The sequence below is a fragment of the Candidatus Pantoea soli genome (genome assembly GCF_007833795.1).
Lineage (GTDB): Bacteria > Pseudomonadota > Gammaproteobacteria > Enterobacterales > Enterobacteriaceae > Pantoea > Pantoea soli.
In genome coordinates this window covers 2,412,576-2,438,081 of the sequence record NZ_CP032702.1, presented here as the reverse complement: position 1 = coordinate 2,438,081, position 25,506 = coordinate 2,412,576, and the positions used below count along the sequence as shown (strand labels likewise).

Annotated in this window: 23 protein-coding genes and 1 riboswitch; of the genes, 12 read left to right on the top strand and 11 right to left on the bottom strand. The window is 58.4% G+C overall.

Annotation, left to right across the window (positions count from 1 at the left end; genetic code table 11):
• Nucleotides 1–17 precede the first annotated feature (17 nt).
• Complete coding sequence (ptrR, locus tag D8B20_RS11330) at nt 18–929, bottom strand: putrescine utilization regulator PtrR (RefSeq protein ID WP_145888973.1); 912 nt, start codon at nt 927–929, stop codon at nt 18–20.
• 103 nt (nt 930–1,032) lie between these two features.
• Between ptrR and D8B20_RS11325 the strand changes: the two genes are divergently transcribed.
• The 7 genes from D8B20_RS11325 to mglC all read left to right on the top strand — a co-directional run bounded on the left by D8B20_RS11325 (nt 1,033) and on the right by mglC (nt 9,274).
• Nucleotides 1,033–2,163: a YbfB/YjiJ family MFS transporter gene (locus D8B20_RS11325; RefSeq protein ID WP_145888972.1), complete on the top strand. Its 1,131-nt coding sequence runs from the start codon at nt 1,033–1,035 to the stop codon at nt 2,161–2,163.
• 125 nt (nt 2,164–2,288) lie between these two features.
• Complete coding sequence (folE, locus tag D8B20_RS11320; protein WP_145888971.1) at nt 2,289–2,954, top strand: GTP cyclohydrolase I FolE; 666 nt, start codon at nt 2,289–2,291, stop codon at nt 2,952–2,954.
• Between the two features lie 54 nt (nt 2,955–3,008).
• Nucleotides 3,009–4,169: a DUF418 domain-containing protein YeiB gene (gene yeiB, locus D8B20_RS11315; protein ID WP_145888970.1), complete on the top strand. Its 1,161-nt coding sequence runs from the start codon at nt 3,009–3,011 to the stop codon at nt 4,167–4,169.
• A gap of 142 nt (nt 4,170–4,311) precedes the next feature.
• Entirely contained in the window at nt 4,312–5,352 is a 1,041-nt protein-coding gene (galS, locus tag D8B20_RS11310) for an HTH-type transcriptional regulator GalS (protein ID WP_145888969.1), read from the top strand.
• 305 nt (nt 5,353–5,657) lie between these two features.
• Nucleotides 5,658–6,653 carry a galactose/glucose ABC transporter substrate-binding protein MglB gene (gene mglB, locus D8B20_RS11305; protein ID WP_145888968.1) on the top strand — a complete coding sequence of 332 codons (996 nt, stop codon included), beginning with the start codon at nt 5,658–5,660 and terminating at the stop codon, nt 6,651–6,653.
• 71 nt (nt 6,654–6,724) lie between these two features.
• Nucleotides 6,725–8,245, top strand: a complete 1,521-nt coding sequence (gene mglA / locus D8B20_RS11300) for a galactose/methyl galactoside ABC transporter ATP-binding protein MglA (RefSeq protein ID WP_145888967.1) — start codon at nt 6,725–6,727, stop codon at nt 8,243–8,245.
• 18 nt (nt 8,246–8,263) lie between these two features.
• Nucleotides 8,264–9,274: a galactose/methyl galactoside ABC transporter permease MglC gene (gene mglC / locus D8B20_RS11295; RefSeq protein ID WP_145888966.1), complete on the top strand. Its 1,011-nt coding sequence runs from the start codon at nt 8,264–8,266 to the stop codon at nt 9,272–9,274.
• Nucleotides 9,275–9,341: 67 nt separating this feature from the next.
• Here the strand turns inward: mglC and sanA are convergent, their stop codons facing one another.
• The 6 genes from sanA to metG form a co-directional block, all read right to left on the bottom strand.
• The gene (sanA, locus tag D8B20_RS11290) at nt 9,342–10,061 is read right to left on the bottom strand and encodes an outer membrane permeability protein SanA (protein WP_145888965.1); all 720 of its coding nucleotides are present in this window, start codon (nt 10,059–10,061) and stop codon (nt 9,342–9,344) included.
• A 180-nt stretch (nt 10,062–10,241) separates the two neighbouring features.
• Nucleotides 10,242–11,939 carry an NAD-dependent malic enzyme gene (locus D8B20_RS11285; RefSeq protein WP_145888964.1) on the bottom strand — a complete coding sequence of 566 codons (1,698 nt, stop codon included), beginning with the start codon at nt 11,937–11,939 and terminating at the stop codon, nt 10,242–10,244.
• Between the two features lie 157 nt (nt 11,940–12,096).
• Nucleotides 12,097–12,993, bottom strand: a complete 897-nt coding sequence (cdd, locus tag D8B20_RS11280) for a cytidine deaminase (RefSeq protein ID WP_145888963.1) — start codon at nt 12,991–12,993, stop codon at nt 12,097–12,099.
• A gap of 124 nt (nt 12,994–13,117) precedes the next feature.
• Complete coding sequence (locus tag D8B20_RS11275; protein WP_145888962.1) at nt 13,118–13,810, bottom strand: CidB/LrgB family autolysis modulator; 693 nt, start codon at nt 13,808–13,810, stop codon at nt 13,118–13,120.
• Nucleotides 13,803–14,186: a CidA/LrgA family protein gene (locus tag D8B20_RS11270; RefSeq protein WP_145888961.1), complete on the bottom strand. Its 384-nt coding sequence runs from the start codon at nt 14,184–14,186 to the stop codon at nt 13,803–13,805. Before D8B20_RS11270 ends, D8B20_RS11275 begins: the two co-directional genes overlap by 8 nt.
• Before the next feature lie 352 nt (nt 14,187–14,538).
• On the bottom strand, nt 14,539–16,572 hold the full coding sequence (gene metG / locus D8B20_RS11265; protein WP_145888960.1) for a methionine--tRNA ligase: 2,034 nt from the start codon (nt 16,570–16,572) through the stop codon (nt 14,539–14,541).
• Nucleotides 16,573–16,734: 162 nt separating this feature from the next.
• Here metG and apbC point away from each other — a divergent pair, with 162 nt between their 5' ends.
• A complete protein-coding gene (gene apbC, locus D8B20_RS11260; protein WP_145888959.1) occupies nt 16,735–17,847 on the top strand; it encodes an iron-sulfur cluster carrier protein ApbC in 1,113 nt (370 codons plus the stop codon).
• A 4-nt stretch (nt 17,848–17,851) separates the two neighbouring features.
• Here the strand turns inward: apbC and D8B20_RS11255 are convergent, their stop codons facing one another.
• Nucleotides 17,852–18,295 carry a GNAT family N-acetyltransferase gene (locus tag D8B20_RS11255; RefSeq protein ID WP_145888958.1) on the bottom strand — a complete coding sequence of 148 codons (444 nt, stop codon included), beginning with the start codon at nt 18,293–18,295 and terminating at the stop codon, nt 17,852–17,854.
• A 334-nt stretch (nt 18,296–18,629) separates the two neighbouring features.
• Here D8B20_RS11255 and ahpC point away from each other — a divergent pair, with 334 nt between their 5' ends.
• Nucleotides 18,630–19,193 carry an alkyl hydroperoxide reductase subunit C gene (gene ahpC / locus D8B20_RS11250; RefSeq protein WP_120453217.1) on the top strand — a complete coding sequence of 188 codons (564 nt, stop codon included), beginning with the start codon at nt 18,630–18,632 and terminating at the stop codon, nt 19,191–19,193.
• A 71-nt stretch (nt 19,194–19,264) separates the two neighbouring features.
• Nucleotides 19,265–20,833 (top strand): alkyl hydroperoxide reductase subunit F, encoded by a 1,569-nt coding sequence (gene ahpF, locus D8B20_RS11245; RefSeq protein WP_145888957.1) that lies wholly within the window; start codon nt 19,265–19,267, stop codon nt 20,831–20,833.
• Between the two features lie 53 nt (nt 20,834–20,886).
• Here ahpF and D8B20_RS11240 read toward each other — a convergent pair whose 3' ends face one another.
• Nucleotides 20,887–21,090 (bottom strand): hypothetical protein, encoded by a 204-nt coding sequence (locus tag D8B20_RS11240; RefSeq protein ID WP_145888956.1) that lies wholly within the window; start codon nt 21,088–21,090, stop codon nt 20,887–20,889.
• 306 nt (nt 21,091–21,396) lie between these two features.
• Nucleotides 21,397–21,493: riboswitch (TPP riboswitch) on the top strand.
• 33 nt (nt 21,494–21,526) lie between these two features.
• Here D8B20_RS11240 and thiM point away from each other — a divergent pair.
• Together thiM and thiD are read left to right on the top strand one after the other, a co-directional pair.
• On the top strand, nt 21,527–22,312 hold the full coding sequence (gene thiM / locus D8B20_RS11235) for a hydroxyethylthiazole kinase (RefSeq protein ID WP_145888955.1): 786 nt from the start codon (nt 21,527–21,529) through the stop codon (nt 22,310–22,312).
• On the top strand, nt 22,309–23,109 hold the full coding sequence (gene thiD, locus D8B20_RS11230) for a bifunctional hydroxymethylpyrimidine kinase/phosphomethylpyrimidine kinase (protein ID WP_145888954.1): 801 nt from the start codon (nt 22,309–22,311) through the stop codon (nt 23,107–23,109). Before thiM ends, thiD begins: the two co-directional genes overlap by 4 nt.
• Before the next feature lie 120 nt (nt 23,110–23,229).
• Here thiD and D8B20_RS11225 read toward each other — a convergent pair whose 3' ends face one another.
• Both D8B20_RS11225 and D8B20_RS11220 read right to left on the bottom strand, forming a co-directional pair.
• A complete protein-coding gene (locus D8B20_RS11225; RefSeq protein ID WP_145888953.1) occupies nt 23,230–23,916 on the bottom strand; it encodes a GntR family transcriptional regulator in 687 nt (228 codons plus the stop codon).
• 78 nt (nt 23,917–23,994) lie between these two features.
• Nucleotides 23,995–25,476 (bottom strand): mannitol dehydrogenase family protein, encoded by a 1,482-nt coding sequence (locus D8B20_RS11220; RefSeq protein ID WP_145888952.1) that lies wholly within the window; start codon nt 25,474–25,476, stop codon nt 23,995–23,997.
• Between the last annotated feature and the right edge of the window lie 30 nt (nt 25,477–25,506).

Genomic DNA, 25,506 nt, shown 5'->3' with positions numbered 1-25,506 from the left:
GATGTAAATAAAGACCATTATTCGGCGGCCTGCAGCGGATGCAGCAGCTCGTCGTTAAGCGGACGGTCGTCAAACATGTCAATAATCAGGTATTTCAGCGCTTCGACGTTGGGGGTAAAGGCATCCCGTCGCCACATCAGCCAGGTAGCGGTATTGCGCCAGGCCGGGGGAAGCGTGTGTTCCTGTACGCGCGCGCGTGCCGGCATCTGCGCCAGCACCGAAGCCGGAATCATCGCCACGCCGGCACCGCCAGCCACGCAGGCCACCATGGCGTGGTATGACTGAATCTCCATCACGTTATGCGGTGCGCACTGGCTTTCGCGATACCAGGATTCCAGCCGGGTGCGATACGAGCAGCTGTGACCAAAGGCAAACAGTGTGTCGCCCTGGGTATCACGCGCGCTGTGGATCGGCGCGTGTTCAAGGCTGGTGATCAGCACCATCTCTTCACGAAAAGCGATGCAGCCGTTGAGATCATCATGGCTGGCCGGGCCGTCGACCAGCGCCGCCGCCAGTGTACCGGCGCGCACTTTTTCGATAATGTCGCCGGAGGTACCGGTAATCAGCGACAGGGCGACCGTCGGATAGCGCTGGTGATAAGCCGCCAGCAGGCCGGGCAGGCGGGTGGCGGCGGTGCTCTCCATCGAACCAAAGGCAAAATTGCCGCCCGGCTCGCCCGCGCGGGCCATGTTCAGCGCTTCGTCGCTGAGGGCCAGAATGCGCTGCGCATAATTGAGGAAATTGTGGCCCATTGGCGACAGGCGAATGCGCTGCTTCTCACGAATAAACAGATCAACGCCAATTTCTTCTTCCAGCTGGCGCAACCGCGTGGTGAGATTTGACGGCACGCGATGCAGCACTTCGGCAGCACGTGCCAGCGAGCCGGTTTCGGCCACGGAACAGAACATGCGGAGCTGTACTAAATCCATATTCTCTTCTCGTAAACAACTTGGTTAATAATATTCACTTTTCGTGAGTGTAAACCTCATGCATGCTGCTGACAAGTGATAATCGGTGAGCTCTGGAGTCAGGATGGCATTACGTGTCGCGCTGAGCGCATTTTTAAGTTTAGTGGTTGCGATGGGAATTGGCCGGTTTGCGTTTACCCCGCAGGTGCCGCTGATGATTCAGGATCATCAGCTGTCGCTGACCAGCGCCAGCCTGGTGGCAGCGCTCAACTATCTGGGGTATTTGTGCGGATCGTTTGACGCGATGCGCGCGCACCGCCGCGTGGAGTGGCGCCTGCAGTCCGGCGTCTGGGGCGCGGTGGCGCTGACGCTGCTGTCAGCCTGCATCAGCGGCCCGTGGCTGCATGGTCTGGTGCGCTTTCTGATTGGTGCGGCCAGCGGCTGGGCCATGGTGCTGGTGGCGGCCTGGAGCAATGAGCAGCTGCTGCACCATGGCCGTCCCGGCTTATCTGCCGCGGTGTTTGCCGGCCCCGGTACCGGTATCTTTATCAGCGGCATGCTGGCCGTCGCGCTGCATGCCAGCGGGGCCAGCGCGGCGGCGGCCTGGGCCGTATACGGCAGCGTGGCGCTGATCTTTATCGCGGCGATTGCGCGTTTTCTGCCGCGCAGCGGCCAGCTGCACCGGCCGGACCAGGCACCGCCGGCGCTGGTGCTGAACGGCACGCTGAAGCGGCTGGTGCTGAGCTACAGCCTCGCCGGATTTGGCTACATATTACCGGCGACCTTCCTGTCACAGATGGCGGCGGCCCGCTTTCCCCACAGCGCCTTTGCGCAGTTTGTCTGGCCGGTGTTTGGCGGGGCGGCGGTCGCCGGGATTGCATTGGGCATTGTGACACGGCACTGGGGCAGCACGCCGCTGCGCCTGGCGCTGGTGCTGTGGGCGCAGGCGCTGGGCGTTATCGCGGCGCTGATTTTACCTGGCCTCAGCGGTCTGCTGCTGGCCGCGCTGCTGATTGGCGGTGGCTTTCTGTGCGTGGTGCAGCTCTCGCTGCAGTACAGCCGCGAACTGGCACCGCAGCACGCACGCTATCTGGCCGGCCTGCTGACCACCGGGTACGCCATCGGTCAGCTTGGCGGCCCGCTGCTGTCGTGGCTCGCCAGCCTGATCTGGCAGCGGCTGGATCCGGCGCTGTGGGTCGCAGGCGTAGGGTTAGTGCTGGCGGGCGCGCTGGTGCTGCGTCGCCCGGCGGCATGAAACGCTTTCATCTTCTATCGGATTGATTGCTGGATTAAGCGCGCGTTGTGTTTCACAATACGCGCTCAGAATTTCCCCCGCAGGCGCAGATCTGCGGGCGCACCACCTGCCGGAGAATGAGTACGATGAGCACCCTAAGTCAGGAAGCCGCCCTGGTTCACGAAGCGCTGCTGGCGCGTGGCCTGGAAACGCCATTACGCGCCCCGGTGCGCGATATGGACGACGAAACGCGTAAGCGCGAGATCGCCGGTCACATGACGCAAATCATGCAGTTGCTGAATCTGGATCTGGAAGATGACAGCCTGATGGAAACGCCACACCGCATCGCCAAAATGTATGTGGATGAGATTTTCTCTGGCCTCGATTACGCCAACTTCCCGAAAATCACCGTCATTGAAAACAAGATGAAAGTAGATGAGATGGTGACGGTACGCGATATCACCCTGACCAGCACCTGCGAACACCATTTTGTGATCATCGATGGCAAGGCCACGGTGGCCTATATTCCAAAAGACAAGGTGATAGGCCTGTCGAAAATCAACCGCATTGTACAGTTCTTTGCGCAGCGTCCGCAGGTGCAGGAGCGCCTGACCCAGCAGGTGCTGGTGGCGCTGCAGACACTGCTGGGCACCAATAACGTGGCGGTTTCCATTGACGCAGTGCACTACTGCGTTAAAGCGCGCGGAGTGAAGGATGCCACCAGCGCCACCACCACCACCTCGCTGGGCGGCTTGTTTAAATCCAGCCAGAACACGCGTCAGGAGTTCCTGCGCGCGGTGCGTCACAGCTAATCCCGCAGGCGGCTTCCCGGCCGCCTGTGCTTTTTCCCGCTTAAGGCCTGCTCAATGCAACGCTATCCTGCGCTGGATTTCATTCGTGGTTGCGCCATTCTCGGCATCCTGCTGCTGAACATTACCGGCTTCGCATTACCCTCTGCAGCCTATCTTAACCCGGCGTGGCAGGGCTCAATCGCGCCTGCGGACGCCTGGACGTGGGCGATTCTGGATGCCTTCGCCCAGCTGAAGTTTCTGACCCTTTTCGCGCTGCTGTTTGGTGCCGGACTGTACCTGCAGGCGCCGCGTGGCAGCCGCTGGATCGCTTCCCGCCTGACGCTGCTGGTGTTCATGGGGTTTATTCACGGCGTGTTTTTCTGGGAAGGCGATATCCTGCTGGATTACGGGCTGATTGGGCTGATTGTCTGGCGCATGCTGCGCGACGCGCCCGCAGAACGGGCGCTGTTGCACACCGGCATCCTGCTCTATCTGGTGGGCTGTGCCGTACTGCTGATATTTGGTTTGCTCGCCGGAACGCAGACGACGCGCTCATGGCTGCCGGGCGCGGCCGATCTGGAATACGAACGTTACTGGAAACTTACCGGCGGCTGGGAAGCGATTCAGAATCGCCTTGACCATCTCTCATCCGGCCTGATGGCGCTGGCGTCGCAGTATGGCTGGCAACTGGCCGGGCTGATGCTGATCGGCGGTGCGCTGATGCGCAACGGCTGGCTGCGCGGCCAGTTCAGCCTGCCGCACTACCGCCGTGCGGCACTGCTGCTGCTGGGCACCGGCTGGTTGCTCGCCATTCCGGGTATCGTCGCCCAGTGGCAGCTGGGATGGGATTTCCGCTGGACCGCCTTTTACCTGCAGATACCGCGCGATCTCGCCAGTCCGTTTATCAGCCTGGGGTACGCCGCGCTCTGTCTGGGCTTCTGGCCTGCCATTGCCGCCACGCGTATCAGTCATGCCCTTCAGTGCGTCGGTCGCATGGCGCTGAGTAACTATCTGCTGCAGACGCTGATCTGCACCACGCTGTTTTACCACATGGGCTTGTTTATGAGTTTCAGCCGCCTGCAGCTGCTGGCATGGGTACCTGCTATCTGGCTGGTCAATATCCTGTTCTCGGTACTCTGGCTGCAGCGCTTTCCCCAGGGGCCGCTGGAGTGGCTGTGGCGCAGGCTGACCCGGCTGGCGGCAGGTAAACCCGGTAATTCCTCCGTCATCAGATAATGATGTTCATCACAAAGGCGACAGAAAGCGATGTAACCGTTTTCATCCCTGTGACGTAATTCACGCAGCGCAGGGCAGCGCCCTGCCAGAATAGCGCCGTTACGCGCCAGGCGCGCCTATTCTTCCTCTGTGGAACAGCTGCATGATAACGATCCGTGATGTCGCCCGTCAGGCCGGTGTGTCCGTTGCCACCGTCTCACGTGTGCTCAATAACAGCAGTGCAGTGACCTCTGAAACCCGCGACGCTGTGCTGCAGGCGGTTGAATCGCTGGGCTATCGTCCTAACGCCAACGCCCAGGCGCTTGCCACTCAGGTCAGCGATACGATTGGCGTGGTAGTCATGGATGTCTCCGATCCCTTCTTCGGCGCGCTGGTCAAAGCGGTGGATACCGTGGCGCAGCGCGTGCAGAAGCATGTGCTAATCAGCAACTCCTGGCATCAGGAGGAGAAGGAACGTCATGCGATTGAAGTACTGATCCGCCAGCGCTGCAACGCGCTGGTGGTGCACGCGAAAACGCTTTCAGACGCTGAGCTCACGCAATTTATGGATCAGGTGCCCGGTATGATCCTGATAAACCGGGTAATTGCCGGTTACGCGCACCGCTGCGTCTGTCTGGATAACGTCACCGGCGCACAGGTGGCCACCCGCATGCTGTTACAGCAGGGCCATCAGCGCATCGGCTATCTCAGCTCCTGCCATCCGATAGAGGATGTCACGCAGCGCCGCGACGGCTGGCTGCAGGCGCTGGCAGAGCAGGGTATTCGTCCGCCAGAAGCCTGGATCGCCCATGCTGAACCGGATATGCAGGGCGGGGAAGCCGCAATGGTGGAACTGCTGGGGCGCAATCTGCATCTTACGGCAGTCTTCTCCTATAACGACGGCATGGCGGCCGGGGCGCTGACAGCGCTGAAAGACAACGGCATTCAGGTACCGCAGCATTTCTCCGTCATCGGCTTTGATGACATTCCTATTTCGCGTTACACCGATCCGCAGCTGACTACGGTGCGCTATCCCATTGTTTCAATGGCAAAACTGGCCACTGAGCTGGCGCTGCGCGGCGCGGCGGGAGAGCTGGATCCGCACGCTTCACACTGCTTCATGCCCACCCTGGTGCGGCGTCATTCCGTGGCGCAGCGGCAAATTGTGGAGTCGGTCACTAATTCAGGCGATGGCGCCATGTAACCGTTTCCAATCTGTGATTGTATTCACAGTTAATTAACAGGGCGCTCACTATGATGGCAGCGTCTTACCGGACTGAAACATTATGTAACGCCGGCATCTCCTCTTCCGGTCAGGTTTCAGTAGCCGATTGAAATGGTTCATAACACTCTTCAGGAAGCGTTTACGTACAGGGAAGTCAGGATAGCCATGGTGGTCCGGCTTTGCGTTAGCGCCAGCCCCATACAATAGCGTTTCAACCGACTGCGCTGTCTGCCCGCAGGCAAGATGGTGCGATGAAATACCCTGCATAAAAAACCGGAGATACCATGAATAAGAAGGTTTTCACGCTCACAGCACTGGTTGCCAGCATGATGTTTGGTGCAACCGCGCACGCCGCTGATACCCGCATTGGCGTGACCATTTACAAATATGACGACAACTTTATGTCGATGGTGCGCAAGGACATTGAGAAAGAAGCGAAAGCCATCGGCGGCATTCAGCTGCTGATGAATGACTCGCAGAACGACCAGTCCAAACAAAACGACCAGATTGACGTGCTGATGGCTAAGGGCGTGAAAGCGCTGGCCATCAACCTGGTAGACCCGGCCGCCGCTGCGGTCGTGATCGACAAAGCCAAAGCCAACGACGTACCGGTTGTGTTCTTCAACAAAGAGCCTAACGCACGCGTCCTGGCCAGCTATCCGAAAGCCTACTATGTCGGTACTGACTCGAAAGAGTCCGGCATCAAACAGGGCGAGCTGATTGAGAAGCACTGGAAAGCCACCCCGGCTTGGGATCTGAACAAAGATGGTCAGATTCAGTTCGTGCTGCTGAAAGGGGAGCCGGGCCATCCGGACGCTGAAGCCCGTACCAAATACGTGATTGATACCCTGAACAAAGACGGCATCAAAACCCAGCAGCTGGCTATGGATACCGCCATGTGGGATACCGCACAGGCAAAAGATAAAGTTGATGCCTGGCTCTCTGGCCCGAACGCCAACAAAATTGAAGTGATCATCGCGAACAACGACGCCATGGCGATGGGTGCGGTTGAAGCCCTGAAAGCCCACAACAAAACCAGCATTCCGGTGTTCGGTGTCGATGCCCTGCCAGAAGCGCTGGTGCTGGTGAAATCCGGTGCGATGGCCGGTACCGTGCTGAACGATGCGGAAAACCAGGCGAAAGCCACGCTGGATATTGCTAACAACCTGGCAAACGGCAAAGAACCTACCGCTGGCACCAACTTCAAGATGGAAGATAAAGTCGTACGCGTACCTTACGTACCGGTTGATAAAGATAATCTGTCTCAGTTTGTGAAGTAATTCGCAGCAGGCGCGGCCTTTTTGCCGCGCCTTATTGCATCTGACCAACGCAATTTTTAGCCAGGTAAATTATGGCCAGTGAGAATCCGACCACACAGCGTGAATATCTGCTGGAGATGACGAATGTCTCGAAATCATTTCCAGGGGTGAAAGCCTTAGATAATGTGAATTTAAAAGTGCGGCCGCACTCCGTCCATGCCTTAATGGGTGAAAACGGCGCCGGGAAATCCACGTTATTAAAATGCCTGTTTGGAATTTATAAGAAGGATGCGGGGAGCATTCTTTTTCAGGGTAAAGAAATCGATTTTACCAGTTCGAAAGAAGCGCTGGAAAATGGCGTATCGATGGTGCATCAGGAATTAAACCTGGTGCTGCAGCGCAGCGTCATGGATAACATGTGGCTTGGCCGTTATCCACGCAAAGGCGTATTTGTCGATCAGGATAAAATGTATCGCGATACCAAAGCGATTTTTGAAGAATTAGATATTGATATCGATCCGCGCGATAAAGTGGCCAATCTGTCTGTTTCTCAGATGCAGATGATTGAGATTGCCAAAGCATTCTCCTATGACGCAAAAATCGTCATTATGGATGAGCCCACTTCCTCGCTGACCGAAAAAGAAGTTAATCATCTGTTCACCATTATCCGTAAGCTGAAAGATCGCGGCTGCGGCATCGTGTATATCTCACACAAGATGGAAGAGATTTTCCAGCTGTGCGACGAAATCACCATTTTACGTGACGGACAGTGGATCGCCACCCAGCCGCTGGACGGGCTGGACATGGATAAGATCATCGCCATGATGGTCGGCCGTTCGCTGAACCAGCGTTTCCCGGACAAGTCCAACGTGCCGGGCGAAGTGATTCTGGAAGTGCGCAACCTGACGTCGCTGCGGCAGCCGTCAATCCGCGATGTTTCGTTTGACCTGCACAAAGGGGAGATTCTCGGCATTGCCGGGCTGGTAGGGGCAAAACGTACCGATATCGTGGAAACGCTGTTTGGCATTCGTGAAAAATCGGGCGGCACCATTAAGCTGCACGGTAAAGCGATCAATAACCACAGCGCCAACGAAGCCATTAACCACGGTTTCGCGCTGGTGACGGAAGAGCGTCGTTCGACCGGCATTTATGCCTATCTGGATATTGGTTTCAACTCGCTGATCTCCAATATCAAGAAATATCGATCCAGTATCGGCCTGCTGGATAATAAACGCATGAAAAGTGATACCCAGTGGGTCATTGATTCGATGCGCGTGAAAACGCCGGGACATCACACCCAGATTGGATCGCTTTCTGGCGGAAACCAGCAGAAAGTGATTATCGGACGCTGGTTATTAACGCAGCCGGAAATATTAATGCTGGATGAACCGACGCGCGGAATTGATGTGGGTGCGAAATTCGAAATTTACCAGCTGATTGCTGAGCTGGCAAAAAAAGAAAAGGGCATCATCATTATCTCTTCTGAAATGCCAGAACTGCTGGGCATTACCGATCGTATTCTGGTAATGAGTAACGGCCAGGTAGCGGGCATTGTTGATACTAAAACGACCTCGCAGAATGAAATCCTGCGTTTAGCGTCATTACACCTTTAATGAAGCAAGGGCTTTAACATGAAAGCGACTACTAAAAAGAATGCGCTAACCTGGTTAAAAGAGGGCGGTATTTACGTCGTCCTGTTTGTACTGCTGGCAATTATTATTTTCCAGGATCCAACCTTCCTCAGCCTGATGAACCTGAGTAACATCCTGACGCAGTCTTCCGTGCGTATTATCATTGCGCTCGGCGTGGCCGGTCTGATTGTTACGCAAGGTACTGACCTGTCAGCAGGGCGTCAGGTGGGGCTGGCGGCGGTGGTGGCGGCCACGCTGTTACAGTCAATGGATAATGCCAACAAGGTGTTCCCGCACCTGGAAACCGTACCGATTCCGCTGGTTATTCTGACCGTGTGCATCATTGGTGGCGTGATTGGTCTGGTTAACGGGGTGATTATCGCTTATCTCAAAGTGACGCCGTTTATCACCACGCTTGGCACCATGATCATCGTGTATGGTATCAACTCACTCTACTACGATTTCGTGGGTGCTTCGCCGATTGCCGGTTTTGATGCAGGCTTCTCTACCTTTACCCAGGGCTTCCTGCGCTTCGGTGATTTCAAGCTGTCGTTCATCACCTTCTACGCCATCATCGCGATTCTGTTTGTCTGGATTCTGTGGAACAAAACCCGCTTCGGCAAAAACATTTTTGCCATTGGCGGCAACCCGGAAGCGGCGAAAGTCTCTGGCGTAAACGTGCCGCTGAACCTGATTCTGGTCTATGCGCTGTCCGGCGTGTTCTATGCCTTCGGCGGTATGCTGGAAGCCGGACGTATCGGCAGTGCCACCAACAACCTCGGCTTTATGTATGAGCTGGATGCGATCGCCGCCTGCGTGGTGGGCGGTGTCTCCTTCGCCGGGGGCGTGGGTACCGTGGCAGGTGTGGTCACCGGTGTTATCATCTTTACCGTTATCAACTACGGTCTGACTTACATCGGGGTTAACCCCTACTGGCAGTACATTATCAAAGGCGGCATCATCATCTTCGCCGTGGCGCTGGACTCGCTGAAGTACGCGCGCAAGAAGTAACGCAGTCTGCATCTGCTCCAGCAAAGCCGCGGCAACGCGGCTTTGCTGTTTCTGTGCCTCTCCGTGCTTATTTCTGCAGCTTCTCTTCCAGTTCCAGCAGCTGTTCCGGCGTCACCGCCGGGTAACTCTGCGCATCCTCCGGTACTTCATGCACCGCCGGAATCGGCACCAGCGGGCCGAGAAAGCGGGGTTCGCGCTTCATCAGATAGAGATCCGCCAGCGCCCCGAGCCGCGCACCTACCTCGCGGAAGCGCACGGACAGCATGTTTTTTGGTGACGGCACTGCATAACACTGCGCCTGAATGCCCAGATGCTGAGCAATATACAGCGCACGCTCACAGTGGAAGCGCTGGGTAATGATGATGAAATCATTGGTATCAAACACTTTGCGCGTGCGCACAATTGAGTCAAGCGTGCGGAAGCCGGCATAGTCCAGCACGATGTCAGCCGGATCAACGCCCGCTTTAATCAAATCACGGCGCATGGTCATGGGCTCGTTGTAGCTTTGCTGCGCATTGTCGCCGCTCAGCAGCAGGTAATTGACTTTGCCGCTGTTATAGGCGTTCAGCGCGCCCTGAATACGGTAAAGGTAATACTGGTTATACACACCGGTGCGGTAGTACTTGGCGGTGCCCAGCACCACGCCAACCTGACGATGCGGCAGCGAGGCCACATCATCATAAATAAACGGAGCGGTTTTCCAGCTGATCCAGCGATCCAGGCCGAGCGCCGTCGCCATCATCAGTAAAATGATGATAAACAGAGCAAAGAAGACGCGTTTAATCATGCGCGCAGGCACTCGGTTGGCGAAAAAAAGAATGGATCAAGGCTACTTGAGGCGGGGCGGCTAAGCAAGTTTACCCCGGCTGGCTGGTGCATATTTAACCACCGGCAAATCGCTCATCCGTGGCGCTGCCAGCCAGCGCAAAAATCGCGTGGCTGACAGCGTCGCGCAGCGGGCTGACAATCAGATCGATGTGCGGCGATAGTGACGGTACTGCGGCAGCCAGAAGTTATTATTGACTGACTTCGACAGCACATCTTCCGAGGTCACAACGGCCACGCCGGCCAGCTGGGCCGCTTTACCTACTTCCATAGCGATCACTTTGGAAACGCCCTGAATATCTTTGATCTCCGGCAGTACCGGGCCTTCACCGTCATTGACCAGCGGCGAGCAGTCGGCCAGCGCACGGCTTGCTGTCATCAGCATCGAATCCGTCACGCGGGTGGCACCGGCGGCAATTACCCCCAGACCAATGCCCGGGAAGATATAGGAGTTGTTGCACTGGGCGATCGGATAGGTTTTGCCTTTCCAGGTAACAGGCGCAAACGGGCTGCCGGTGGCCACCAGCGCGGCACCGTCTGTCCAGGCGATGATATCGGCCGGCGTTGCTTCTACGCGTGAGGTTGGGTTAGACAGCGGCATCACAATCGGACGCGCGCAGTGCTTGTGCATCTCACGGATGATCTCTTCGGTGAACAGGCCAGGCTGGCCAGAGACCCCGATCAGAATATCCGGCTTCGCGTTGCGCACCACATCCAGCAGCGAAATGGAATCGCTGGTGGTATCCCAGCTTTTCAGGTTTTCACTTTTCTGCACCAGCTTGCTCTGGAAATCGAGCAGGTTTGGCAGTTTGTCGGTCAGCAGGCCAAAGCGATCCACCATCATCACGCGGGCGCGCGCTTCATCGTCGCTCAGCCCCTCGGATTTCATCTGGGCAATGATCTGTTCGGCAATGCCGCAACCGGCAGAGCCGGCACCAAGGAACACCACTTTCTGTTCACACAGGCGGCTGCCGGCGGCGCGGCTGGCGGCAATCAGCGTGCCGACGGTGACGGCGGCGGTGCCCTGAATGTCATCGTTAAAGCAGCAGATTTCATCACGATAGCGTTCCAGCAGCGGCATGGCATTTTTCTGCGCAAAGTCTTCAAACTGCAGCAGGACGTTCGGCCAGCGGCGCTTGACGGCCTGAATAAAATCATTAACGAAGGATTCGTACTCTTCACCGGTAATACGCGGATGACGCCAGCCCATGTAGAGCGGATCGTTCAGCAGCTGCTGGTTATTGGTGCCGACATCCAGCACCACGGGCAGGGTATACGCCGGGCTGATGCCGCCGCAGGCGGTGTAGAGTGACAGTTTACCAATCGGGATGCCCATGCCGCCGATACCCAGATCGCCCAGGCCGAGAATACGCTCACCGTCAGTGACCACAATCACCTTCACGTTTTGCTTGGTGGCGTTCTGCAGCATGTCTTCAATGCGGTCGCGGTTGTTATATGAGATAAACACGCCGCGGGCGCGACGGTAAATTTCGGAGAAGTGTTCGCAGGCGGCGCCGACCGTCGGGGTATAGATGATGGGCATCATCTCTTCCAGATGGTTGTCCAGCAGGCGGTAAAACAGGGTTTCGTTGGTGTCCTGGATATTGCGCAGATAGACATGCTTGTCGTTGTTGTTTTTGAAATCCAGGAACTGGCGCCAGGCGCGTTCGGCCTGCTCTTCGATAGTCTCAACGGCATCAGGCAGCAGGCCGTTGAGGTTAAATTCGTTGCGTTCTTCCAGGGTAAAGGCGCTGCCTTTGTTCAACAGCGGAAATTCCAGCAGGATCGGACCCGCGTAAGGAATATACAGCGGACGTTTACTTTCGTACTCGAGTTCCATGCAGTGTTTGCTCCGGTTGCAGTGATTTCTGGCGCAGCGCCGGCAAGCGGGGACGCCAGAGCCGATTATCGTGAGGTTCTGGCGACCGATCCTATGAAAATTCCTGCGGATGTACAGCTTTTGTTAATAGAAGGTCACAAAAGCGGTAAAAGGATCACTAAACTGTTGGTTTCGAAACTAAAGTAACTGAAAAGTCTGTGCAGCCCAGCGCCGCCAGCGTGGCGCGCGTGGCGTCAGCCTGGCTGAGCATGGCCTGCTCAGTTTCTGCCAGCACGCCGCGCTGAATATCCTCCGGCGCAAGATTGTGCATATTCAGTAAAATCAGCGCCGCCTGCAGCGGGGGCAGGCCTGGGTTAAAGGCGGCGTTTTCTGCGTAGCGTCCACTGACGATCTGGCCGCTGCGGCTCTGCAGCGCTACGCCGCTGTAGCTCTGGCTGTAAGGCGCATGGCTGCAGTTTGCCGCCGCGATGGCCGCCTGCTGCAGCGCATCTCCCTCAAGCGTGAAGCCGTGATCCACCGGCGTCATCAGGCGCTCGGCGATGTTGAGATCGGCCGGGCCAAACGCATCCGGCAGATAATCCCCTAATGTCTGCACCGCACGGCCGGGCAGGCTGATACGGATCGCCGTGCCGCTGTTCAGTTCATTCATAAATTGCCGGCAGTGGCCGCACGGCGTGTAGTTAACGGTGATGGCAGCCAGCTGCGTTTCTCCGCGCAGCCACGCGTGGGTGATGGCGCTCTGCTCGGCGTGCACGGTCTGCTGCATCGGTACCCGTAAGAACTCCATATTGGCACCAAAATACCAGTGGCCGCTGACGCCGCGCGCAATTGCCCCGACGTTAAAACGTGAAACGGGTGCGACGGCGCAGCAGGCGGCAACCGGCAGCAGCGCGAGCGCCAGCGCATCATCATCCAGCCCGCTGGCCTGCTTCAGTTGCGCCACATCCTGCGGGCGCAAGACGCCATGAAAATCGCTGGTATCCAGTAAAGGCTGTAATGCGGTTTGCAGCGTGGCAGGCAGGGCAGAAAACGCGGATGTGAATCGTGCATGCATGATGTGATGGCCTCATAAACTCGTGAGCGGCGAAGCGCCGCCTCAGGGTTTATATGTGATCCATGTCGCTATGACAATGCAAGCTGATTGCCTTGTTTCAACTTTGCGAGATCTCTCGCAAGTTTCAGCCCAGCCAGTGCAGCAGCACAGGAAAAATAAACGGCGCCAGCAGGGAGGTAATGATGCCGCAGATCACCAGCGCCAGCGAGCTGAAGGCGCCTTCCTGGTAATCGATCTCCGCCGCACGTGCGGTGCCGAGCGCGTGCGAAGCATTCCCAATCGCCAGGCCGCGCGCGGCTTTACTGCGTACGTGAAACAGGTTAAGCAACAGGTGGCCAAACACCGCGCCGAGCACGCCGGCAATCAGCACGCAGATGGCGCTGATGGCCGGGATACCCTGCAGCGAGCCGGAAACCGCCATCGCAATGGGTGTTGTCACCGATTTGGGCAGAATGGTGGCGGCGATTTGCGGCGTCGCTCCCATCCACAGGGCAATCGCCGTGCCGGAGATCATCGCCGTCAGGCTGCCGATAAAGCAGACGCTGATGATGGTTTTCCAGCGTGCCCGTATCTGATGCATCTGCTCATACAGCGGCAGCGCCAGCGCCACCACTGCCGGTTGCAGCAGCTGGTTCAGCAGCGCGCTGCCGGCGAAATAGCGGCTGTAGGGCAGGTGTGTCAGCAGCAGAATGGGAATGATGATCGCCATCGCTACCAGCAGCGGATTGATAATCGACAGTTTTACGCGCGCGGCGAATGCGCGCGCCAGCAGATAGGCCAGCACGGTAAGCGGCAGAGACCACCAGATATCACTCATCGTGCGGCTCCTCCGGGCGCTGCAGGTGCTCGGCGCTGAGCCCGACAATCAGCAAAACCAGAAAAGTACTGACCACACAGGAGATCACGATTGGGCCAAACTGCGCGGTAAGCACATCGGTATAGCTCATCACGCCAACGCTTATCGGCACAAACAGCAGCGCCATGTAGCGAATCAGCAGATGACAGCCCGGTTTCACCCAGGCCACCGGCAGGATTTGCAGCGCCAGCAGCGTAAACAGCAGCAGCATGCCGATGATGCTGCCCGGTAGGGTAAACGGCAGCAGCGCAGCAAGGCCGATACCGGCATAGAGCGCGGCGTAAATAATCGCAAAGGCGCGCAGATAGCGCCCGCAGGCAGATAACACGGTGGGCATGTCAGGCTCCTGTTTTCACCGGGCTTTATCATACGCATTCAGCGCAAAGCGTGCCAGCGATCACATTCAGACGCAGCGCGTCGCGCAGGGTCGCGCGGAGAATAAAGCGATGTGCGCGACCGCCGGTGGCAGGAACGGCGCGGGCGCATCAGGCCAGGCAGTGAACAGGACGAAAAAAAACCCGCGATGTGCGGGTTAAATCAATCAGGGGAAACCATTTTTAGACTCCGCACACAACGCATTTCGTTGCGTGTGGCGGCATAATGCCTGTTGCGGCTTAGGTTAACCTTAACAAGCCGGTTTCACAGTGACATCCGGCCTGCGGCAGAAGCGCACCGCAGGCGCGGCAGCATTATTTCACCGGCATCCCGGGCTGGGCGCCGCTGTCTGCCGAAAGCACAAACAGATCTTTGCCACCCGGGCCGGCAGACAGCACCATCCCTTCGGAGAGGCCAAAGCGCATCTTACGCGGCGCCAGGTTGGCCACGATGATGGTCATTCTGCCGACCAGCACCGACGGATCCGGATAGGCCGCGCGAATACCGGAGAAGATCTGACGCTTCTCGCCGCCCAGATCCAGCTGCAGACGCAGCAGCTTGTCGGAGCCTTCCACCAGTTCCGCCTGCTCAATCAGCGCCACACGCATGTCGACTTTGGCAAAATCATCAATGGTAATGGTGTCACCAATCGGCGCATCGGCCAGCGGACCGCTTACCGCTGGCGCACTAGCCGCGGCGGCATCCTCTTTCGACGCCGCAATCAGCGCTTCAACTTTGCTCATCTCAATACGGCCATACAGCGCTTTGAACGGTGCCACGCTGTGATCAAGCAGCGGCCGGGCGATGCCATCCCAGCTCAGTTCACACTGCAGGAAGGCTTCAGCGCGCTCGCTCAGCGAAGGCAGTACCGGCTTCAGCCAGGTCATCAGCACGCGGAACAGGTTAATCCCCATCGAGCAGATGGCCTGCAGATCGGCATCGCGGCCTTCCTGCTTCGCCACCACCCACGGAGCCTGCTCATCCACATAGCGGTTGGCAAGGTCGGCCAGCGCCATGATTTCCCGGATCGCGCGGTTATATTCGCGGCTTGCCCAGGCTTCACCGATCTTCTCCGAGGCATCAACAAAGGTCTGGTACAGCGCCGGATCGGCCAGCTCGCTGGCCAGTCTGCCGTTGAAGCGTTTGGTAATAAAACCGGCGTTGCGGGAAGCCAGGTTGACCACTTTGTTCACGATATCTGCGTTCACACGCTGCACAAAATCTTCCAGATTCAGGTCGATATCGTCGATACGCGATGAGAGCTTGGCCGCATAGTAATAGCGCAGGCTGTCGGCATCGAGGTGCTGCAGCCAGGTGCTGGCTTTGATAAAGGTGCCGCGCGATTTCGACATCTTCGCGCCATTCACCGTCACATAGCCGTGCACGAACAGATTGGTCGGCTTACGGAAGCCGCTGCCTTCCAGCATGGCCGGCCAGAACAGGCTGTGGAAGTAGACGATATCTTTACCGATAAAGTGATACAGCTCGGTGGTGGACGCCTGGTGCCAGAATTCGTCGAAATCAATGTCGCCGCGCTTGTCGCACAGGTTTTTGAACGAGCCCATATAGCCGATAGGCGCATCCAGCCAGACATAAAAATATTTGCCAGGCGCACCGGGGATCTCAAAGCCGAAGTACGGCGCATCGCGGGAGATATCCCACTGCTGCAGGCCAGCTTCGAACCACTCCTGCATCTTATTGGCCACCTGCTCCTGCAGCGCACCGGAGCGGGTCCACGCCTGCAGCATCTCGCTGAACGAAGGCAGATCAAAGAAGAAGTGTTCGGAATCACGCATCTCCGGCGTCGCACCGGACACCACGGATTTAGGCTCAATCAACTCGGTCGGGCTGTACGTTGCGCCGCACACTTCACAGTTATCACCGTACTGATCCGGAGATTTGCATTTCGGGCAGGTGCCTTTAACAAAGCGATCCGGCAGGAACATGCCTTTTTCCGGATCGTAGAGCTGCGAAATGGTACGGTTTTTAATGAAGCCGTTCTCTTTCAGACGGGTATAGATCACCCCGGCCAGTTCGCGGTTTTCATCACCGTGCGTCGAATGGTAGTTGTCGTAGCTGATGTTGAAACCGGCAAAATCCGTTTCATGCTCCTGCTTCATCTCTGCAATCATCTGCTCCGGCGCGATGCCCAGCTGCTGGGCTTTCAGCATAATCGGCGTGCCGTGAGCATCATCCGCGCAGATAAAGTAAACCTGGTTGCCACGCATTCGCTGGTAACGCACCCACACGTCAGCCTGAATGTGTTCAAGCATGTGACCGAGATGGATAGAGCCGTTTGCGTACGGCAGGGCGCAGGTTACCAGTAATTTTTTAGCGACTTGAGTCATAATTTGCGTAGCTTTCCGTAAATGAAAAATCGGGCTTAGATGTTAACCGAAGGACCTCCTGGCGTAAACACAGCAGGACAGTCGCGTCACTTTTCACGCCGGTCTGATATGATTGACAGCACACCGCCGTAATCCGGCGTCATGACAAAATAAGGAGTAGGGATGACCGCACAATCCCGCGAACAGCATTCACCTGAAGCGTTGCGCGCCGTGGTTATCGGCGTGCTGAGTGGCTTTGAACATCCGACACTGCATCACAATCTGACCACCCTGAAAGCGCTGCGCCACGTCGCGCTGCTGGATGAGACGCTGCATATTGAACTGGAGATGCCTTTTGCCTGGGCCAGCGCCTTTGAAGCGCTGAAAGCGCAGACCAGCGCCGAACTGCTGCGCCTGACCGGCGCGCGGGCTATCGACTGGCGGCTGCGCCACGACATCGCCACGCTGAAGCGCGTGAAAAACCACCCCGGCGCCAGCGGCGTGAAAAACATCATTGCGGTTAGTTCCGGCAAAGGCGGCGTGGGCAAGTCCAGCACGGCGGTCAATATGGCGCTGGCGCTGGTGGCTGAGGGTGCCCGCGTTGGCATTCTGGATGCCGACATATACGGGCCGTCGATCCCTAACATGCTGGGCACGGAAAAACAGCGCCCGACCTCACCGGACGGCACGCACATGGCGCCGATCATGGCGCATGGCCTGGCGACTAACTCGATCGGCTATCTGGTCACCGATGACAATGCGATGGTGTGGCGCGGCCCGATGGCCAGCAAGGCGCTGATGCAGCTGCTGAATGAAACCCTGTGGCCGGAACTGGACTACCTGATTCTGGATATGCCGCCGGGCACCGGCGACATTCAGCTGACGCTGGCGCAGAACGTGCCGGTCACCGGTGCGCTGGTCGTGACCACGCCGCAGGACATTGCGCTGATTGATGCGCGTAAAGGCATCGTGATGTTTGAAAAAGTCGAGGTGCCGGTGCTGGGCGTGGTGGAGAATATGAGCGTGCACATCTGCAGCGAATGCGGCCATCATGAGCCGATTTTCGGCACCGGCGGCGCGCAGCAGCTGGCGCAGGATTACCATACGCGGCTGCTGGCTCAGCTGCCGCTGCATATCCATTTGCGTGAAGATCTGGATGACGGCGAGCCAACGGTTATCCGCCGTCCGGATAGCGAATTTACCGCACTGTATCGCCAGCTGGCTGGCCGCGTGGCCGCGCAGCTTTACTGGCAGGGCGAAGTGATCCCGGGCGACATCGCTTTCCGCGCGCTGTAAGCCGCTATTTCCCGCTGGCGCGCGCCGTCAGCGGGAAGTGCATCAGCACATATTTTCCCTGTTCGCTTTCACCCAGCGCTTCCCGCTGCCAGCCCTGGTTTTCATAAAAGGCCAGGGCGGCTTCATTGTTCAGCAGGCATTTCAGCGCACCGGTAGAGGTAAAACGCTGCTGTACCGCTGCCAGCAGCGCACGACCGACGCCCTGACCCTGAAACGCCGGGTCGACATACAGGCTGTGCAGAAAATTATCGTTTTCCAGCAGGCCGGCAAAGCCCGCACGATGGCCGTTCAGCTCGGCCACCAGCACCGTCTCGCCGAGAATGACCGCATCCAGATCCTCCAGCTGCCACGCATCGCCATCCAGCCATGTCCAGCTGTGGCGGCGCGCAGCCAGGAACAGCGTGCGCAGAAAAGGGCGATCGGCTTCCTCAAAGGGACGAATTTTCACGACCAGACTCCATTGTAAAAAGCGGGACGATGACGCAGCGCGGTGATATCACGCCGCGCCTGACAGGCCGGGCACGAGAAAGGCGTGCGCCAGGCTGTTGTCTCACCCTTCGTCCGGCAAAGGTGAATGAATGTTTATAAAAGTAGCAGCGGCGCGGCGAAAAGATAAAGCCTGTCACAGGCATGGGTTTTATGTGTAGAATGCCGCGGCAAGCCGCATGATATCTGGCCTCAGGCTTTTGATAGCTTTTGATTATCTGATTGATAACGTCTGCATATTAGAAGTTGGCCCGGAAATTATGTAGCCTTCATCACATCTTTTAACGGAGGTCACCATGTCTATCATTAATACCAAAATCAAACCGTTTAAAAACGCAGCATTCAAAAACGGCGAATTTATCGACGTAACCGAGAAAGACGTTGAAGGTAAATGGAGTGTTTTCTTCTTCTACCCGGCTGACTTCACCTTCGTTTGCCCGACTGAACTGGGTGACGTAGCAGACCACTACGAAGAGTTCCAGAAACTGGGCGTAGACATCTACTCCGTTTCCACTGACACGCACTTTACCCACAAAGCCTGGCACGGTTCTTCTGAAACCATCGCGAAAATCAAATACGCGATGATCGGCGACCCGACTGGCGCACTGACCCGTAACTTCGAAATCATGCGTGAAGCAGAAGGTCTGGCTGACCGCGGTACTTTCATCGTTGACCCGGAAGGTATCATCCAGGCCATCGAGATCACCGCAGAAGGCATTGGCCGTGACGCATCCGATCTGCTGCGCAAAGTGAAAGCGGCTCAGTACGTGGCGTCTCACCCAGGTGAAGTCTGCCCGGCTAAATGGAAAGAAGGCGACGCAACGCTGGCACCTTCTCTGGACCTGGTTGGCAAAATCTAAGTCTGTTCAGGCCCTTCGATCTTTCTTCTATCGGGTGCTGCGGCACCCGATTTTCTTCACAGGAACTCACTATGCTCGACACTAACTTAAAAACCCAGCTCAGGGCTTACCTTGAGAAATTAACAAAACCGGTTGAGTTGATTGCCACGCTGGATGATGGTGCGAAATCCGCAGAGATCCGTTCGCTGCTGACGGATATCGCCAGCCTGTCTGATAAAGTCAGCTTCCGTGAAGAGAACGATCGCCCGGTCCGTAAACCCTCTTTCCTGATCACCAACCCAGGCAGCCACAGCGGCCCGCGTTTTGCAGGTTCGCCGATGGGCCACGAATTTACCTCACTGGTACTGGCACTGCTGCAGACCGGTGGGCATCCGTCGAAAGAAGCGCAGAGCCTGCTGGATCAGGTGGCGGCGCTGGATACCGACCTGCATTTTGAAACCTATTATTCGCTCTCCTGCCACAACTGCCCGGACGTGGTGCAGGCGCTGAACCTGATGGCGATTCTGAACCCGCGCATCAGCCACACGGCAATTGACGGCGGTATGTTCCAGAATGAAATCACCGAGCGCAATGTTATGGGCGTGCCGGCGGTGTACCTGAATGGCAACGAGTTTGGTCAGGGCCGCATGAGCCTGGCAGAAATTGTCGGCAAGGTTGACACCAATGCGGATAAGCGCGCCGCGGAAGAGCTGAACAAGCGTGCCGCTTACGACGTGCTGATTGTCGGCAGCGGCCCGGCAGGTGCAGCGGCAGCCATTTATTCTGCGCGTAAAGGCATCCGTACCGGCCTGATGGGCGAACGCTTCGGCGGCCAGGTGCTGGATACCGTAGACATTGAAAACTACATTTCGGTGCCGAAAACCGAAGGGGCGAAACTGGCAGGTTCACTGCGCGCACACGTCGACGACTACGATGTGGACGTGATTGATACCCAGAGCGCCATCAAGCTGATTCCTGCGGCGAAAGAGGGCGGCCTGCACGCCATTGAAACCGCCTCTGGCGCGGTGCTGAAATCACGCAGCATCATCATTGCCACCGGAGCACGCTGGCGCAACATGGGCGTACCGGGTGAGGAGCAGTATCGCACCAAAGGCGTAACCTACTGCCCGCACTGCGATGGCCCGCTGTTTAAAGGCAAGCGCACCGCTGTCATCGGCGGCGGTAACTCCGGCGTTGAAGCTGCTATCGACCTGGCCGGGATTGTCGAGCACGTTACGCTGCTGGAGTTCGCAGGTGAAATGCGCGCCGACAAAGTGCTGCAGGATAAGCTGCGCAGCCTGAAAAACGTAGATGTGATTCTGAATGCGCAGACCACGGAAGTAAAAGGCGACGGCAGCAAAGTCACCGGCCTGAGCTATATTGATCGCACCACGCAGACCAGCCACGACCTTGCCCTCAGCGGCATTTTCGTGCAGATTGGTCTGCTGCCGAATACCGGCTTCCTTGAAGGGGCAGTGGAGCGCAACCGCATGGGTGAGATCATCATCGATGCAAAATGCGAAACCAGCCTGAAAGGGGTGTTCGCGGCCGGTGACTGCACCACCGTGCCGTACAAGCAGATCATCATTGCCAGCGGTGAAGGAGCGAAAGCGTCACTCAGCGCCTTTGATTACCTGATCCGCACGCAACCGGCTGAATAAGATTTTGCGATAGCCACGCAACCGCCCCGCAACCTGTGTTGCGGGGCTTTTTTTTATCCCAGCCAGCGCCGCGCCTGCGCATCACTGATATCGCGATAATAGATTTTCTCTATCCGCGCCCCGCAACGCTGGCAGCGTGCGGTGATGTGCGTGGCAAGGCCGGCGCGGCTGCCGGGACGCAGGGCGCCTTTGCGGGAAATCCTGATGCGATGCCAGCGGTGGCCATGGGGAATCAGACTAAACAGTTTTGACAACATGCAGATATCCGGAGCAGTGAGGCCAGTGAAGAATGTCCGGAGAGGGATTAGGCCGTTTTCTGCCGCGCCGCAGTTTGACGCGCATCAAACCGAGAGCAGGTGAGGAAAAAATAGCCGGTTTTGCCCCTGTTCAATCACAATAGCGCTGCGGAGACCCCTCTGCGCAGACAGGCTTTTTTGATCGGCACCGCGGTTTACGCATTTCCGGCGCACGCTTCAACCTGATCTGCGCCCGCTTTCTGGCCAGCACCCACATGATTTACAAGCCGATTCGCTGCGATTATGCTGGTGACGCGCGCGCATTGCGTGCATGACTCGGGGTGCCCTTCTTTGTGAAGGCTGAGAAAAACCCGTATTACCTGATCTGGATAATGCCAGCGTAGGGAAGTCAGATGCCTGACCGCATTCGCCTTCTTGATCGCCGGTTAGGAGCGTTATGACACAGCCTGACCTTCTCTCCTCCGCGCAGCTTGCGCACTCACTGCTGCTGCTGCGTCAGCAGGCACCGCTGGTGCACTGCATGACCAACGATGTGGTACAAACCTTTACCGCGAATGTGCTGCTGGCGCTGCGCGCCTCACCCGCAATGGTGATTGATGCGCAGGAAGCGGCGCAATTTGCCGGCTTTGCCGATGCGCTGGTGATCAATGTCGGCACCCTGACGCGGGAGCGCAGCGCAGCGATGCTGACCGCCGTAAAGGCGGCGCAGCAGGCCGGCAAGCCGTGGACACTGGACCCGGTCGCCGTGGGCGCGCTGACATTGCGCACGGAATTCTGCCAGCAGCTGCTGCCGCTGCAGCCCGCCGCCATTCGCGGTAACGCCTCAGAGATTCTGGCGCTGGCACAGCAGTCGGCTGGCGGGCGCGGGGTGGACAGCGTGCACCAGGCGGATGCCGCACTCGATGCCGCCGCGGCGCTGGCGCAGCGTTACCGCACCCTTGTCGCGGTAACCGGTGAAGTGGATTACGTCACCGACGGCAGCCGGATGCTGGCTATTCCAGGCGGCAGTCCGCTGATGACGCGCGTGGTGGGCACCGGCTGTGCGCTATCGGCTGTGGTCGCCGCCTTTGCCAGCCTGCCGGGCGACAGGCTGCAGCATATCGCCGCCGCCTGTGGCGTGATGGCGCTGGCCGGCGAACAGGCGGCTCGCAGCGTGGCCGGGCCGGGCAGCTTTGTTGCGGCCTTTATCGACGCGCTGTGGACGCTGGAGGTAGCAGTATGAAACGGATCAACGCGCTGACCATTGCCGGCACCGATCCCAGCGGCGGTGCCGGGATCCAGGCCGATCTCAAAGCCTTCTCCGCGCTGGGTGCGTACGGCACCAGCGTCATCACCGCGCTGGTGGCGCAAAACACCTGCGGCGTGCAGTCGGTGTATCGCATTGCGCCGGAATTTGTCGGGGCTCAGCTGGATTCCGTGCTGGACGACGTGCGCATTGATGCGGCGAAAATTGGCATGCTGGCGGAAACGGCGGTGGTGGAGGTGGTGGCGGAGAAGCTGAATCGCGCCCGTTTGCCGTTTGTGGTGCTGGATACGGTCATGATTGCTAAAAGCGGCGATGCGCTGCTGGCACCGGAGGCGGTTGCCGCTATCCGCGAACGGCTGCTGCCGCAGGTGTCGCTGATCACGCCGAATCTGCCGGAAGCCGCCGCGCTGCTGGGGTGTGCCGTGGCGCAGGATGAAAAGAGCATGCTGCAGCAGGGCGCTGCATTGCTGGATCTGGGCTGCGAGGCGGTGCTGATGAAAGGCGGCCATCTGCAGCACAGTGAGAGCCCGGACTGGCTGATCACCCGCGCCGGCCGCCAGCGCTTCACCGCGCCGCGCGTCAATACCCGGCACACGCACGGCACCGGCTGCTCGCTGTCGGCGGCGCTGGCTGCGCTGCGACCGCGCCACAGCGACTGGGCCGCCACGGTGGAAGAGGCCAAAGCCTGGCTGCAGGGCGCGCTGCTGCAGGCGGATTCGCTGGAGGTCGGGAAAGGTATCGGACCGGTGCACCACTTTCACCGCTGGTGGTAGCGCTGCTGCCGCAAGGCGGACAGGGCTGTGGCGCGGGCGGAGGTCAAAACGCGTAACGCGCCCGCTGCGCTGCAGGCCGGGCAGCGTTCGCAGCTGTCCGGCAGAGCAGGGCGCGGCGCGTTACAGCCCCTCAAACCAGGCGCTGTTGCGCTCAGCAATCGGCGTGATGGTCAGGATCATCTCCTGCAGATGTCGCCGCATCGCCGCTTCCGCACCGTCGGCATCCTGCGCTTTCAGCGCCTGATAAATCTCTTCATGCTGCTGGATCAGGTTTTCCGGGGGTGACACTTCGCTCAGCGTCAGAAAGCGCACGCGATCCAGTGTCGCTTTGATGTTTTCTACCGTCTCCCACGCCAGCAGGCAGTCGATGCCTTCGGCGATCAGGCGGTGAAACTCATCATCCAGCGCCAGAAAGGCCTGGCTGTCATGGCGTTCGGCGGCCAGACGCTGCAACTGCAGATTGTGCTCCAGCGCCATTAAACCCGCGGGCCCGATCTCCAGCGCGGCGCGGCGCACTACGGCAATCTCCACCGCTTCGCGGATAAAGCGTCCGTCAGCCACGCGCTGCGCTGAGATTTTGCGCACAAACGTGCCCCGCTGTGGCAATACCTGCACCAGACCGGCTTCCGCCAGCTTAATAAACGCCTCGCGTACCGGCTGACGCGAAACGTTGAAGCGCGCAGACACTTCTTTCTCTGAAAGCAGTGAGCCCGGATGGATGACGCAGGTCACGATGTCCTTGCGCAGGTAGCGGTAAATCTGCTGATTCACCGGTTCGCTGGTGGTGATGGTATAGGCAATCGACATGCAGCAATATCCGTATTACGGCTGGCGCTGACCAGCCCGATGAGAAAGGCTCAGTCTAATCAGCACGCTGCGTCCGCGCTACACATTTGTGCAACCGCCTGACCCTTCTGTGACAAGGGCCTGGACCGTGGCGCGCGCGCCGGCGGTGCGCAGTTGCTGATAGAGTTCGGTCAGCCGCGAGACAAAGGCGGTGTGATAGCGCAGGTCGTCGCCGAACACCGTCTGCAGTCGCAGCAGTGCGGCAACGCGCTGTGCGCCATCCTCGCTGTTCGCGACAATGCCTGCCAGCTGCGCGCTCAGCGGATCGCGCACGGTAATCGGCGCGCCCTGTTCATCCACACCGCTGATAAAGCGCATCCAGCCTGCCACACCCAGCAGCAGAAAATCGCACGGCGTGCCGTTGCGCAGATGCCAGCGCACGCTGTCCAGCAGACGCTGCGGCAGCTTTTGCGTGCCGTCCATGGCGATTTGAGCGATGCGGTGTTGAATGGCGCGGTTCTGATAACGTGCCAGCAGCGCATCGGCATAAGCTACCCGATCGACACCCTGGATACGCAGGGTGGGCGCCTGATCCTGCAGCATCAGCCGGCGGGCGGCGGCCCGAAAATGGGCGTCAGCCATGCAGTCGCTGATATGTGTATAACCGGCCAGATAGCCCAGATACGCCAGAAACGAGTGACTGCCGTTCAGCATGCGCAGTTTCATCTCTTCAAACGGCAGCACGTCGCTGACCAGCTCCGCGCCCGCGTTTTCCCAGGCCGGGCGACCCTTCACAAAGTTGTCTTCAATCACCCACTGGAAAAACGGCTCCGCTTCAACCGCAACCGGATCGTGGCTGCCGAGGCGCGCCGCCAGGCGGGTAAACGCCTCGTCGGTCATGGCCGGCACAATGCGATCCACCATGGTTGAAGGGAAGGTCAGGTGCGTCTGAATGTACTCCGCCAGCGCCGGGTTGCTGCGCTGTGCCAGCTGCGTCACTACGTTGCGCGTGACCTGGCCATTCTCCGGCATGTTATCGCATGACATCACGCTGAACGGCGGCAGCTGGCGCTCGCGACGACGCGCAATCGCGGCCAGAATCAGGCCGGGCAGCGAGCGTGGCGTCTGCGGATGCGCCAGGTCGTGCACGATATCCGGATGGTCCCAATCCAGCTGCCCGCTCGACGGCAGCGCGCAGTAGCCTTTTTCCGTTACCGTCAGCGAAACAATGGCTACGTCTGGCTGACACATGGCCTCTGTCACTGCCGCGCTGCCGTCGCTGCGCGCATGCAGCGCCTGAGTAATCACGCCAATCACGCGCGTTTGCAGGTGGTCGTCGGCCATTTCCGTCAGGGTATAGAGATGGTCCTGCTGGCGCAGCGCGCTGATCAGCGCGCCGCTGTTAAGGTTGACCTCACAGTAGCCCCAGTCGCTGCCCTGTGCGGCCAGGCGATCGGCCGCCAGCGCCTGATGGGCGCGATGAAAAGCACCAAAGCCGATATGCACCATGCGGGTAGTCAGGCTGCGGCGGTCATAAGCGGGCTGCTGCACGTCGGCCGGCAGGCGATCGGGTTCTAACATGGCTATTCCTTTCAGCAGACCGGGCGGCGT

Coding starts and splice junctions, on each gene's coding strand:
- mglC (WP_145888966.1), top strand. CDS start 8,264: ATGAAAGCGACTACTAAAAAGAATGCGCTAACCTGGTTAAAAGAGGGC.
- ptrR (WP_145888973.1), bottom strand. CDS start 929: ATGGATTTAGTACAGCTCCGCATGTTCTGTTCCGTGGCCGAAACCGGC.
- thiD (WP_145888954.1), top strand. CDS start 22,309: ATGAAACGGATCAACGCGCTGACCATTGCCGGCACCGATCCCAGCGGC.
- mglA (WP_145888967.1), top strand. CDS start 6,725: ATGGCCAGTGAGAATCCGACCACACAGCGTGAATATCTGCTGGAGATG.
- D8B20_RS11240 (WP_145888956.1), bottom strand. CDS start 21,090: ATGTTGTCAAAACTGTTTAGTCTGATTCCCCATGGCCACCGCTGGCAT.
- apbC (WP_145888959.1), top strand. CDS start 16,735: ATGACCGCACAATCCCGCGAACAGCATTCACCTGAAGCGTTGCGCGCC.
- ahpC (WP_120453217.1), top strand. CDS start 18,630: ATGTCTATCATTAATACCAAAATCAAACCGTTTAAAAACGCAGCATTC.
- D8B20_RS11220 (WP_145888952.1), bottom strand. CDS start 25,476: ATGTTAGAACCCGATCGCCTGCCGGCCGACGTGCAGCAGCCCGCTTAT.
- D8B20_RS11225 (WP_145888953.1), bottom strand. CDS start 23,916: ATGTCGATTGCCTATACCATCACCACCAGCGAACCGGTGAATCAGCAG.
- mglB (WP_145888968.1), top strand. CDS start 5,658: ATGAATAAGAAGGTTTTCACGCTCACAGCACTGGTTGCCAGCATGATG.
- ahpF (WP_145888957.1), top strand. CDS start 19,265: ATGCTCGACACTAACTTAAAAACCCAGCTCAGGGCTTACCTTGAGAAA.
- galS (WP_145888969.1), top strand. CDS start 4,312: ATGATAACGATCCGTGATGTCGCCCGTCAGGCCGGTGTGTCCGTTGCC.
- D8B20_RS11270 (WP_145888961.1), bottom strand. CDS start 14,186: ATGCCCACCGTGTTATCTGCCTGCGGGCGCTATCTGCGCGCCTTTGCG.
- D8B20_RS11285 (WP_145888964.1), bottom strand. CDS start 11,939: ATGGAACTCGAGTACGAAAGTAAACGTCCGCTGTATATTCCTTACGCG.
- D8B20_RS11325 (WP_145888972.1), top strand. CDS start 1,033: ATGGCATTACGTGTCGCGCTGAGCGCATTTTTAAGTTTAGTGGTTGCG.
- sanA (WP_145888965.1), bottom strand. CDS start 10,061: ATGATTAAACGCGTCTTCTTTGCTCTGTTTATCATCATTTTACTGATG.
- cdd (WP_145888963.1), bottom strand. CDS start 12,993: ATGCATGCACGATTCACATCCGCGTTTTCTGCCCTGCCTGCCACGCTG.
- metG (WP_145888960.1), bottom strand. CDS start 16,572: ATGACTCAAGTCGCTAAAAAATTACTGGTAACCTGCGCCCTGCCGTAC.
- folE (WP_145888971.1), top strand. CDS start 2,289: ATGAGCACCCTAAGTCAGGAAGCCGCCCTGGTTCACGAAGCGCTGCTG.
- thiM (WP_145888955.1), top strand. CDS start 21,527: ATGACACAGCCTGACCTTCTCTCCTCCGCGCAGCTTGCGCACTCACTG.
- D8B20_RS11275 (WP_145888962.1), bottom strand. CDS start 13,810: ATGAGTGATATCTGGTGGTCTCTGCCGCTTACCGTGCTGGCCTATCTG.
- yeiB (WP_145888970.1), top strand. CDS start 3,009: ATGCAACGCTATCCTGCGCTGGATTTCATTCGTGGTTGCGCCATTCTC.